The following is a 12,536-nucleotide window of genomic DNA, read 5'->3' as shown; positions in this document are numbered from 1 at the left end:
ATTTTAAAATTAAAATCAATAAAAGATGTATTTAAACAGATATAAATGCATTTAAACGGTTTTATTTTGTTTTCTAGTTGTTTTTAGATGTTTTTGCAGATTAATGCCTACTAATTTTCTTTAACATCCCAAAAATTATGATAAAAAAACTACTCACTCCTTTTTTTCTAATTTTGTTTCAATTTGGGATTTCGGCACAAAAAGCCATTTATAAAGAATCATCAAAAAGTAATTCGTCTACGCTTTTAAATTCGTATTTAAAATTAGTACAATCATTTTCGGTTCGTAAATTAAATGAATTTAAAGTAATTTTTGTTTTAATAGCCCTATTTTCTTTCTCTTTAACTAATGCGGCTACAATAATAAGTGCAGGAAGTGGTTCTTGGTCAACGCCATCAACTTGGGTTGGAGGTGTTGTTCCTTTGGCTTCAGATAATGTAACTATTGGCGCTGGTCATGCCGTTACGGTTACAGTTTCTGCGAGTATTACTAATCTTAATTTAAGTACAACCACTAGTAAATTAATTATTAACAGCAGTCAGACATTTACCGTTATAGGAACTTTTGCAAATAGTGGAACTACCACTAATGGAGTTAACGGGCCTGGAACGATTTTGTTTACCGGCACAACTAGCTTTGGAATTTTAACACTAACTGGGGTGCCGCCTTCTATTATAATTGGTAATGGGTTCAGTACAAATACGATAACTGTTGGAGCAAATACAATAGTTACTGATGTGACCGTTAATGTAGGCGCAACATTGAGTACTATGAATAGGGTAATTTCGGTTAACGGTAATTTCATCAATAATGGAAAGGTCTCAGGAACAACGGCACAAGTAAATCTATCGACAGGTAATTTTAGTAATACCGGAACGTTTACACTTTCCACAGGTCAGGTAGCTGTTTCCACAGGGAATTTTAATAGTACCAGTTCATTTATATTTACTAATGCAGGTTTTTTAAAATTAGGAGGAAATTTCACTTATTCAGGAATTTTTACGCTATTCATAGCACAAGTTCAGTTTACAGGTTCTGCCAATCAATCGATTCAGGGATTTACCACCACAGGATTAGTAAGTATGCTAAAAATAGGTGGGACGGCTACTTTAACGGGAAATGTCAGCGCCGGTGGATTAACTATAAGTGGAGCTGGAGGGACTTTAGATTTAGTATCAGGGACGCATACCTTTAATGGAACTTGGACGAGAACCAATGGAACGCTTAATTGTGGTTCTAGTTTGTTAAGAATTGGAGCTAGCATAGCAGGTACTGGCGTTGGAACATTTAGCCCAGGTACTGGAACAGTAGAATATTATGGAGCTGCGCAAACGGCAGCTGTTGTAAACTATAATAATTTAATTATTTCTGGCACAAAAAACAAGACATTTTCAACGCCACCAACTGTAAATGGTACTCTCTATATGGCAGGTACTACTGCTGCAGTTATTGTTACCACAGGAGCTGTGACTTATGGAGCAAATGCGACATTACAATATAACAAAGCCGCAGCTTATGCAGCTACTTCAGAAGAATGGATTACTCCATTTGCTTCAACTGGCGGAGTGGTTATTGCTAATACAGGTATAATAACATTGAATGAGGCTAAAGTTTTTAATCCTACAGCGCCATTAACAATAGGTCTGAATGCTAAATTAAATACAAGTGGAAGTAATTGGGGCTTGACTTTTGGAGGTAATTTTATAAATAATGGAGGTATCCTCACCGCTAATGCTTCACCTATAACAATTACGGATGTTTTGGCAACTCAAAGTATTGGTGCTTTTAATACCGCAGGAACTGTCAGTATGACAAAAACTGCAGGTATTGCTACTTTAACAGGTAATGTAACGGGAGGTCTATTGACCATTAACGGATCTGTAGGTACATTAAATTTAGGAATAGGATTAACACATACTTTTTCAGGACTTGTCACACTTATTGCTGGAACACTGAATGCCGGTTCAAGCACTATCAACGCAAATCTAGTAGCTAACCCAGCGTGGACGAACACGGCAGGAGTATTTGTTCCCGGTACAGGAACAGTAAATTTTGGGGGAGCAGGAGCCCAGTTCCTTACAGGGACATTAGTTACATCCTTTAATAACTTAACCGTTTCCGCATCAGGGCTTAAATCTTTAACAAAAGTCCCTTTAGTTAATGGCACGCTCTCTATGGAGGGAACTGCTACGGTTTCTGCAGCGCCTACTTATGGACCTGCCGCTAAACTACAATACAATACAACTACACCTAGATTATCAAGCTTTGAATGGATTACTCCATTTACAGCAACTGGTGGGGTTCGTGTCATCAGTACAGGAACAATCACAGCTAATAGTGCTAAAATTTTTAATGCTTCAGTACCTCTCACTGTTGGAAATGGCACAAACGGAAGTTTAGATAATGGTGGTTTTTTACTATCTGGAGTAGGAACTTTTAGCCTTGCTAATGGAGGAACCTTAAATTTGAGTGGAACAAGTACTTTTCCCTCAGGTTTTGCAACAAATGCATTAGGCGCAACGAGTACGGTTAAGTATAGTGGTACAGGACAAACAGTCGCCATCCAAAATTATGGGAATCTTGCACTTAGTGGTATTGGCAATAAGACTTTTGCAGGGGCAACTGTTATTTCGGGTAATTTGTCTTTAGGTACTGGCACAGTATCGATTTTGTCTGGTGGGTCTGTTTCGACTTCCACAGCGCTTACTTTTATAGCAGTTTCTCAACCTTTAGGTTCTTATGGAGGAGCATTATCTTCAGCTAGCAATAAAAACGTGACTTACTTTGGCAACACAACAACTGGTGTGTTAAATGTTGGTGTAATTTGTGTTCCAGGCACATGGACTGGTCTTATTAGTTCTGATTGGAATGTTGCTAATAACTGGTGTGGACTAAGCATTCCAAACGCTACGACTGATGTAATTATACCAGCCGCACCTACTAGAAAGCCAATAATAACTCTTGCCGATGCTTTGTGTCAAACTATCACTATTGATAATGGGGCGTCTTTAAGCTTTTTAGCTAATTTTACACTAGCTGTAAGCGGGAACTGGATTAACAATGGGATTTTTACAGCAGGTATTGGTACAGTAAATTTTACAGGGACTGCAGATCAATCAATTGGAGGTTTGTCAACCAATACATTCAATAATCTTAGTAACTCCAATGTTCTTTCTACTCTTTATACAACAAAGGATATAATAGTAAATGGCATACTCAATAACAGTTCTGCCACTTCTGTATTTGACCTCTCCACTTTTGCATTGACAGGAGGAGCTGCTTTTACTAATTCAGGTTCAGGACAAATTATATCATCGAACCTTTCAACTAATCCAATTCCTTCAGGTAAAATTTGGACCAATACCATCAATTATGCTAGTTCAACAAGAGGACAAACCATCGTAGGTGGAATTTATAATGCCATTCCTTCTCTGCAACTCAATAATATTTCTGGGACCCAAACCGCTTCCGGCCATATAACAGTTGGCAATCAATTGAATATAGATAATGGAGGTGCTCCTATTTTTAATATGAATGGATTTAATCTAGCTGCGGGGATTTTAAATATGACGCCCACAAATGCGGTATTGGACATGCAATCAGGAAATTTACTATATGATAATAGTGTATTATCTGCATCTACTATGAATGGAACAGTACGCTTTTCTGGTGCAACAAACGGACTTTATGTTCCTACAGGTACGGTTGACTATTATGGTGCAGCGCAAACAGTTGCTGGGGGTGATTATAATAATCTTTTGTTCTCGGGCCTTGGAGGTAGTTATAGTATTGCTAACGATATAAATGTTACCAAACTTACGGTGACTAATGGTGCTGTTACAGTAAAAGATGGTGTTGTAACTACAGCAGATGATGTAATCACTGTAACGGTTCCTGGAAGCCTTACGTTCGAAAACAGTGCCAGTTTAGTGCAAACAACTTATACGGGAGCAAATACGGGAAATATAACCTACAAAAGACTAACTAATACCGCTATCCTTAATAGTGATTCTGTCTTTTGGTCTTCACCAGTTACAGTTTCGGGCTTTTCAGGCCCAAAATTATCTGATGTATCCCCTAATACAAATCTTTTTTACTCTTTTGATACCACAGAAAATTGGAAACAAGAATCACCAACAAAGCTAATGGACATAGGTGTGGGCTATAGTATTCTTGGACCTAAAAGTAATTCGGCGCCAAGTCTCTTCCAGGCCTCATTTATCGGGACGCCAAATAATGGATCTTATCCTATCGCAATTACAGGTGTACCACCTTTACCTGTAACTGATCCAAATGCAGGAAAATTATATCTTCTAGGGAACCCTTATCCATCTGCCATTGATGCAGATTTGTTTTTAGCTGCAAATACCATTTTAGATGGAACTCTTTACTTTTGGACCCATAGTCCCGCTATTGCTAATAATATTTATACGGATGCTGATTATGCGTCGTATAACACGACTGGATCAGTTGGAATTGGGCCAATAGGTGCTGTTCCTTCTGGTATAATTGCGGCAGGGCAAGGTTTTTTTGCAACAGCAATTGATAATGGGACAGTTCGATTCACTAATGATATGCGAGTGTTTGGGACAGGGCCAGATGGGACATTAAATAACTCTCAGTTTTTTAAACTTAACAATACCAAAGCAAAAACATCCATTGATATGGAGAAAAATCGGATTTGGTTGGATTTTTTCAATGAGCAAGGCGCTTTTAAGCAAGCTTTAATTGGCTATATTTCTGATGCCACAAATAATTATGATAACAATTTTGATGGTGAAAGTTTTGATGGTAATAAGTATGTCGATTTTTATAGTATCAACCAAGATAAAAACTTAGTGATTCAAGGTAGGGCTTTGCCATTTGATGAAACAGATGCGGTTCCTTTAGGTTATCGCACTATTATTGATGGAGATTTTACCATAAGAATTAGTCAAGCTGATGGTTTTCTTTACGATCAGGCTGTTTTTATTGAAGATAAATTAAATAATACCCTTTTTGATTTGAAAAGCGGAGACTACACTTTTTCTACCGTTGCAGGAACATTCAACGACCGTTTTGTATTGCGTTACACCAATAAAACTTTAGGAACGAATAATTTTGACAAACTGGATAACCAAATTGTTATTTCGAAAGATAAAAATGAATTAAAAATAAAATCAGAACTGGAAACAATAAAACGAATCACTGTTTTTGATATTCTGGGTAGAAAAATATTTGAGAAAGATGTTATAAATAGTAATGAGTTTCATACCTCAAGTATTGCTTTGAATAATCAAACAGTAGTAGTAAAAGTAACTTTGAACAATGGTAAGGTGATTTCAAAAAAAGTTATTTATTAAAAATAATTGAAAATTTAATAATGCATTAAAAAATCCCATTTTGTTTATAACAGGATGGGATTTTTTAGTGTTTAATGATATTTATAAAAGTAGATAAACTCTTAAGAAAGATTCTTATTGGTTGTAATTAAAGCTTTTTCATTTTTGTAATCAATCCATTCTTGTCCTTTTCTTTTTTTCATGAAATTATCAAAGTGTCGCATAATAAACACATTATAAGCGGCCTTTGACAGTTTAACAATGCTTCTTGGAAAAGCCCTTAAACTCATAGAAAAACCAGGAGTAAGGTATTTCATGTAATGCCAATAGCCTTCCGGCATATAAAGCATTTCTCCGTGTTTTAACTCAGTAACATATCCTTGGGATTGCTTTAGAGCGGGAAATTTATCGAAGTCAGGATTGTCAAAATCGATGTCTTCTCTTGAAATTAAAGAGAATGGAACTTTATATAAATAAGGTGTTTGATCTGGTGCAAATAAAACACATCTCTTTTTTCCATTGAATTGAAAATGTAGAATATTAGAATAATCAATATCATAATGCATGAAAACTCTTGAATTTTCGCCTCCAAAGAACAACATTGGCAGCTGTTTGACAAGTTTTAATCCAAGTTCCGGCCATTTGAAGTCTTTTTTTAATAAAGGAACTTCTTTCATTAAATTATATAGAAAAATTCGAAAATTTGTCGGTTTAGACTTGAGAAGGTCAATGTAATCTGCCATTTTCATATTGGCATGCGCTTCATTGAATCCATCTTTGAAGGAAACGGGACGGTCATCATATAACGGGACTGTTTTATCCCCAGCCATTTTTTTAATATAATCTAAATTCCATTTTTCGTAAGCAGGCCAATCAGATGTTAACTGCTCTACCACAACAGGTTTTTGTTTTTTGACGAAATTGGTGTAGAAATCTTTTTTTGAAATAGTTTTAACACGTTCAATTTCTTTCAGTTGTAATGGCATAATAAAAATTATATGTATTAAAAAAAAATTGCTCCCAGTATTTAAACTGGGAGCAAAGTTAATAAAGCTTTACGTTAATGTAAAGAAATATTCAGGAATAGTTTTTATAATGACTTTCCTTTTATTGATGCTTCCACATTTCTTTCTATTTCATGCCCTGGTCTTGACCATTTTGGTTTTTCGCCAAGTGGTGCAAATTGTGAATCTGCCGCTTCGATTGTTTGCGGTTGAGAAACCTTTGTAAATGCTTTTTGAGGATTTAAACCTAGCATTTCAAACATTTTCATGTCTTCATTTACATCAGGATTTGGGGTAGTTAATAATTTATCTCCAGCAAAAATTGAATTGGCACCAGCAAAGAAACACATCGCTTGACCTTCACGGCTCATATTCATTCTTCCAGCTGATAATCGTACTTGCGTTTCGGGCATGATAATTCGGGTAGTCGCTACCATTCGAATCATTTCCCAAATTTCCACTGGTTTTTCTTCTTCCATTGGGGTTCCTTCTACGGCAACCAAAGCATTAATTGGTACTGATTCCGGTTGCGGGTTTAATGTAGAAAGTGCCACTAGCATTCCTGCTCTGTCTTCGATGCTTTCTCCCATCCCAATAATTCCTCCACTACAAACCGTAACATTCGTTTTACGAACATTCTCAATAGTTTGTAGACGGTCTTCAAATCCACGTGTTGAGATTACTTCTTTATAATATTCTTCTGAAGTGTCTAAATTGTGATTATAAGCGTATAAACCAGCTTCTGCCAAACGGTGAGCTTGGTTTTCGGTAATCATTCCAAGCGTGCAACACACTTCCATGTCCAGTTTGTTGATTGTACGAACCATCTCAAGGACTTGATCAAATTCAGGTCCGTCTTTTACATTTCTCCAAGCCGCTCCCATGCATACACGTGATGAACCACTTGATTTCGCGCGCAAAGCCTGAGCTTTTACTTGACTCACAGACATTAGGTCATTCCCTTCAACTGAAGTATGATATCGTGCTGCTTGCGGACAATAGCCACAATCTTCCGGGCATCCTCCAGTTTTTATAGATAATAAGGTAGATACTTGAACTACATTAGGATCATGATGTTCCCTGTGTATAGAAGCTGCTTCAAAAAGCAAATCCATCATAGGTTTCTTATATATTGCGATAATTTCGTCTTTCGTCCAGTTGTGTTTTGTAATGCTCATTGATACAAATTTTTTAATGCGCCAAAAGTAGTTAAATTGTTCCAAGAATCAATTTAATAGTTTTTAAAAGACAATGTAAAATAATTTTATAAGAGGAAATTAGTCAGTTGAAAGCTTATTGTTCCAGTATAACATTAATAACATGGTGACAATTACTGACGATGCCATTCCTTCAAAAAGCAAGCAAATGGAATATGTAGTTACCGATGGGTTTCCTCCAAACAAAAAAGTTTTTGAAAGTGATTGAACATAGGCATCACCTCCTTTTGAGTAGCTATAAATAATTAATGCCAAAATGCTTAAAAACACGCCGACAAGAGAAGTCTTCATAGCCGATACAGCGTTAGCAACAAATTCTTTTTTGCCTTCAACAATATTCATTTCGATGGTTTTGTTGACACCGTAAAAAATGAAGACAACGTTTAACAAACGTAGATAAAACAAATTAGCGAGTCCTAAAACGTTCATTAGTAAAAAAAAGATTCCAATTCCAATAAAAATAATGCTTCCGTTTAATACTTCTTTTGGTAGTTTCATAGATGGTGCTTTTTTTATTTTATGAAGAAAATTTTCAAGAAAATAACGTCTTGTTTTTTTAAAGTGACCAAAAAGACAAGAATTTTATATTTAAATTTTATGTTTATCAGAAGAGTATTTGGTCTCCCAGATTAACAGCAAAATAAAGGTAACAATTACCGCAGATACGATTCCTTCAAAAAATAAAGAAATAGAATACGTCATAACGGACGGGTTACCACCAAATAAAAAAGTCTTAGATAAGGATTGCACATAGGCGTCGCCACCTTTTGCATAACTATAGCCAATGAGTCCAAGGATGCTTAAAAAAACTCCGGATAGAGAGGTGAGAAGTGCTGCAACACCATTGGAAACCAAAGCTATTTCACCTTCCATAAAATTGGATTGTAAAGTCCTATTGGTACCATAAATAACAAATAAAACATTAAATAATCGTAAGAAAATCAGATCTGCTAAACCCAAAAGCTCCATTAATAAAAAATAAGCTCCGATTCCGATGAAGATAATTAAGCCATTGGAAATTTCTTTTGGTAGTTTCATATGATTAGATTTTAAGCAATTAAAAAAATATCTGTATGATAAACATCACATTATGTCAAATTTACAGAAAATATAGTAATATTTCGTAAAATGTGTTAAAAGAATTTTCACTAAAATTATAGCTGGTTCAAATAAGTGTTTGCGGTTGTTGCATCTTTTTGCAATTGTTCTCGTAAAAGAGAAACAGATTCAAATTTTTGTTCTGAACGAATTCTTTTTAAAATAGAAACGGTGATTTCTTGACCATACAAATCTTCATTAAAGTCAAAATAATTGACTTCTATCGTTTGATTTTGACCATTAACAGTGGGATTGAAACCAATGTTCATCATTCCGAAAACAGTTTTATTATTGATTAGGCTTTTCACAATATAAACTCCATTTTGTGGAATAAGTTTGTAATCTTCTTCAACTTTTAAGTTGGCAGTTGGAAAACCTATCGTTCTGCCTAATTGTTTTCCTTTAACAATGATTCCGGTCAAGAAATACTCATATCCTAAATATTCATTTGCCAAAACCATGTCTCCTTGTAATAATGCCTTTCTAATCTTGGTCGAACTTACGGAAATCTCATTTATTTCCTGAACTGATATTTGTTCCACTTCGAAACCATATTGTTCTCCAAAAGCGATCAAATCTTGAATATCTGCAGTGCGATTTCTTCCAAAACGATGGTCATGACCAATAATTATTTTTTGAATGTGAAATCGATCAACTAAAATAGTACTGACAAATTCCTCTGCTGTCAGTCTGGAAAATTGTTCGTCAAAAGGATGGATAACAAGGTTCTCAATTCCAATTTGGTTTAACAAATCTATTTTTTCGTCAATGGTGTTGAGTAATTTTATATCGGAATGTTCCTGTAAAACCATTCTGGGATGAGGAAAGAAAGTAAGAACCAGACTTTCATAAGTACCGTTTTGTGATTTTTGAATTATTTTTTCCAGAATTTTTCTATGCCCAATATGAACTCCATCAAAAGTTCCTAAAGTTAAGATTGTTTTTTTTGTGGAAGCGAAATCGTTTATGGAATGAAAAATCTTCAAAGCAATTGTTTTTATAATGCTGCAAATTTATACTATCTATTTTAAATGCAACCGCTAATGGAATTGATTTTCGATAGAATTTGGCATAGAATTTTCAAAAAAGTCTTTAAAAACAAAAAATCATCGGTTCGAATGTATTAATTCTTTTAAATTATTAAGCTTTGGACTAATACATTAACATAAATGGTTTAATTTTGACGTTTAAATATTTTTTGGCCATGAAAAAAACTATACTATTACTGATGATTGTAGTTGTTAGTTCAACAATCCACGCTCAAAACGACTCTCCTTGGAAAAAAGTGGACCAGAACAAGCTGTCCATCTCAAATCGAAATGGTGTTAAGCCAAATCTCGATAATAAATTGTTATTTTCTTTAGATGAGGTGGCGATGAAGCAGTCATTGCTTCCGTTGCAGGATAAAATAGCGAAAGGAAATAGAATTACGATACTAATTCCGAACAAAAAAGGAGTCTTAGAACAGTTCTTAGTGTGGGAATCTTCTAATTTTGCACCAGAATTGCAAGCTAAATATCCCGATATTAGAGCGTATGCGGGAGTTGGTATCACAGACAAAAAAGCCTCGATAAATTTTAGTTTCTCTCCAAATGGGATTCAAACCATGGTTTTAAGAGCTGATGAAGGTTCTGAATTTATAGAACCATATCCTGAGAACAAGAGTATGTATGTGCTTTTTTATTCTAAAAACAGAAATAGAGGAGATTTGCCTTTTAGTTGTACAACTGAAGATAAGGCTTTGAGCAAGGAACTGCTAAATAAAGCGAGCGAAATATCAGCAAATAATAGAGTTTTTAAAACCTTAAGACTTGCTTTGTCCTGCACTGGAGAATATGCTACTTATTTTGGAGGAACCGTCTCAGGGGCTTTGGCTGGTATGAATAAAACCATGACTAGAGTAAATGCAATCTTAAATAAAGACTTAGCTGTAAAATTAGAAATCATTTCCAATAATGCTTCCATAATGTATACAAATGCAATTACAGATCCATATTCTGATTCAACAGCAGGTGTTGGAGGGGCCTGGAATCAAGAATTGCAAGATAATTTAAGCAACGTTATAGGCAATGGTGGATACGATATAGGTCATTTATTTGGCGCAGCAGGTGGGGGCGGTAACGCGGGTTGTATTGGTTGCGTTTGTGTTAATCCTTCATTGGACGTACCCTTAGGGAAAGGAAGTGCTTTTACCTCACCCAGTGATTCAAAACCGGAAGGAGATACCTTTGATATTGATTTTGTAGCTCATGAAATGGGACATCAATTAGGTGCAAATCATACTTTTTCATATAGTATTGAAGACACTGGGGTAAGTGTAGAACCAGGAAGTGGATCTACTATTATGGGTTATGCCGGAATTACCACTGATTATGATGTTCAACCTAATTCAGATGATTATTTTGCATATGCCAGTATTAATCAAATCCAGACGAATCTTTTAACCAAAACATGTCCAGTAAGTACAATAACGACAAATAGTCCTCCTGTTATTGATGCAGGCCTTGATTGGACAATTCCTTATGGCACTCCATTTATTTTAAAAGGTACTGGGTCTGACATTAATGGTGATGTATTGACTTATTGCTGGGAAGAAAATGATTCTGCTACTACGCAAAGCGGAGCGAACAGTACAGCAATACCCACTAAACCTAACGGTCCATTATTTAGATCAATCTTGCCTAGCAGTTCTAAAATTAGATACATGCCTGCCTACAGTTCCGTATTGTCTAATAAATTAACCACAATATGGGAATCGGTTGCTACAGTAGCAAGAACATTGCATTTTACTTTGACCGGGAGAGATAATGCTGCAGAAGGCAATGCACAAACCAATACCGATGAAATGATCGTAAATGTTAGTGGAACGGTAGGTCCATTTGCCGTTACTTCACAAAACACCGATAATTTAAGTTGGTTTCAAGGTACCTCACAAACGGTAACTTGGAGTGTAAATGGTTCAGCTGCTTTGACCGGATCTTCTACGGTAAATATCAAACTTTCTACTGATGGTGGTTTGACTTTTCCAACTACTTTGGCTGGGGCCACGCCCAATGATGGTTCTCAAACTATCACCGTGCCAAATTTTATTGCTAAAAATTGTAGAATTTTGATTGAGCCAACGGGGAATATATTTTATGCTTTAAACAGCAAAGCTTTTGCTATTGGATATTCGGTAACTTCTTCTTGTAATACATATACTTTCAATGCTCCTTTTGCAATACCGGAATCTGCAAGTTACACAACAAGAGCGATTACTGTTCCTGCTTCCACGGGCGCAATAGCTAACGTAAGTTTGGCTGTTGGTTTTACTCACTCCTATTTGTCAGATGTACAAATTGATGTTGTCGGCCCACAAGGTCCAACCGTAAAATTGTTTGAAAGAAGTTGTGGAACCACTAGTAATACATTACTATTGAATTATGATGATCAAGGAAACGCACTTTCTTGTAGCGAAACTGCAGTTCAAAATGTAACTCCCTACGAGCCTTTAGCAGTTTTTAATGGACAAAACCCCGCGGGAGTTTGGACTTTCAGAATTCGTGATGCGTTCAAAGGGGATGTCGGAACCTTAAATTCAGCATCGATAACTATTTGCACGCAAACCTATACGCTTGCGGCGCCTGAATTTGAAATCAATGATTTTGTTTTATATCCAAATCCCAACAAAGGAAATTTTAATGTACAGTTTACAAGTAAATCTTCTACTGGAATAAAAGTCCTTGTTAATGATTTGTTGGGCAGAAAAATATTTGAAAAAGAGTTTGAAAACAACGCTAATTTCAATGAAAATATTCAATTAAAAAATGCGCAAGCGGGTATTTATTTATTGACAGTTGTGGATGGAGAACGAAAACAAATTAAGAAAATAGTGGTCGAATAAATAAAAAACAGTA

The 12,536-nt window shown here is 35.6% G+C and carries 7 protein-coding genes; 2 read left to right on the top strand and 5 right to left on the bottom strand.

What is annotated here, in order from left to right; genetic code table 11:
• Positions 1-137: 137 nt before the first annotated feature.
• Positions 138-5,342, top strand: a complete 5,205-nt coding sequence (locus tag IWX84_RS08450; protein ID WP_196850304.1) for a T9SS sorting signal type C domain-containing protein — start codon at positions 138-140, stop codon at positions 5,340-5,342.
• Between the two features lie 101 nt (positions 5,343-5,443).
• On the opposite strand, the gene IWX84_RS08445 is transcribed toward IWX84_RS08450, so the two are convergent.
• The 5 genes from IWX84_RS08445 to IWX84_RS08425 form a co-directional block, all read right to left on the bottom strand.
• A complete protein-coding gene (locus IWX84_RS08445) occupies positions 5,444-6,307 on the bottom strand; it encodes a cupin-like domain-containing protein (protein WP_196850303.1) in 864 nt (287 codons plus the stop codon).
• A gap of 104 nt (positions 6,308-6,411) precedes the next feature.
• A complete protein-coding gene (gene bioB, locus IWX84_RS08440; RefSeq protein ID WP_196850302.1) occupies positions 6,412-7,503 on the bottom strand; it encodes a biotin synthase BioB in 1,092 nt (363 codons plus the stop codon).
• A gap of 99 nt (positions 7,504-7,602) precedes the next feature.
• A complete protein-coding gene (locus IWX84_RS08435; RefSeq protein WP_196850301.1) occupies positions 7,603-8,040 on the bottom strand; it encodes a hypothetical protein in 438 nt (145 codons plus the stop codon).
• Positions 8,041-8,130: 90 nt separating this feature from the next.
• On the bottom strand, positions 8,131-8,580 hold the full coding sequence (locus IWX84_RS08430; protein ID WP_196850300.1) for a hypothetical protein: 450 nt from the start codon (positions 8,578-8,580) through the stop codon (positions 8,131-8,133).
• A gap of 116 nt (positions 8,581-8,696) precedes the next feature.
• On the bottom strand, positions 8,697-9,626 hold the full coding sequence (locus tag IWX84_RS08425; RefSeq protein WP_196850299.1) for a bifunctional riboflavin kinase/FAD synthetase: 930 nt from the start codon (positions 9,624-9,626) through the stop codon (positions 8,697-8,699).
• Between the two features lie 218 nt (positions 9,627-9,844).
• Here IWX84_RS08425 and IWX84_RS08420 point away from each other — a divergent pair, with 218 nt between their 5' ends.
• Entirely contained in the window at positions 9,845-12,523 is a 2,679-nt protein-coding gene (locus IWX84_RS08420; protein ID WP_196850298.1) for a reprolysin-like metallopeptidase, read from the top strand.
• Positions 12,524-12,536 lie beyond the last annotated feature (13 nt).

Origin of the sequence: Flavobacterium sp. CG_9.10 (genome assembly GCF_015752245.1) — a bacterium.
In the GTDB taxonomy this organism is placed as follows: domain Bacteria; phylum Bacteroidota; class Bacteroidia; order Flavobacteriales; family Flavobacteriaceae; genus Flavobacterium.
This window is presented reverse-complemented; position numbering and strand designations above follow the sequence as displayed.

What these genes read in the sequence shown, in the direction of transcription:
- IWX84_RS08450 (WP_196850304.1), top strand. Translation starts at nt 138, where the DNA reads ATGATAAAAAAACTACTCACTCCTTTTTTTCTAATTTTGTTTCAATTT.
- IWX84_RS08430 (WP_196850300.1), bottom strand. Translation starts at nt 8,580, where the DNA reads ATGAAACTACCAAAAGAAATTTCCAATGGCTTAATTATCTTCATCGGA.
- bioB (WP_196850302.1), bottom strand. Translation starts at nt 7,503, where the DNA reads ATGAGCATTACAAAACACAACTGGACGAAAGACGAAATTATCGCAATA.
- IWX84_RS08445 (WP_196850303.1), bottom strand. Translation starts at nt 6,307, where the DNA reads ATGCCATTACAACTGAAAGAAATTGAACGTGTTAAAACTATTTCAAAA.
- IWX84_RS08420 (WP_196850298.1), top strand. Translation starts at nt 9,845, where the DNA reads ATGAAAAAAACTATACTATTACTGATGATTGTAGTTGTTAGTTCAACA.
- IWX84_RS08435 (WP_196850301.1), bottom strand. Translation starts at nt 8,040, where the DNA reads ATGAAACTACCAAAAGAAGTATTAAACGGAAGCATTATTTTTATTGGA.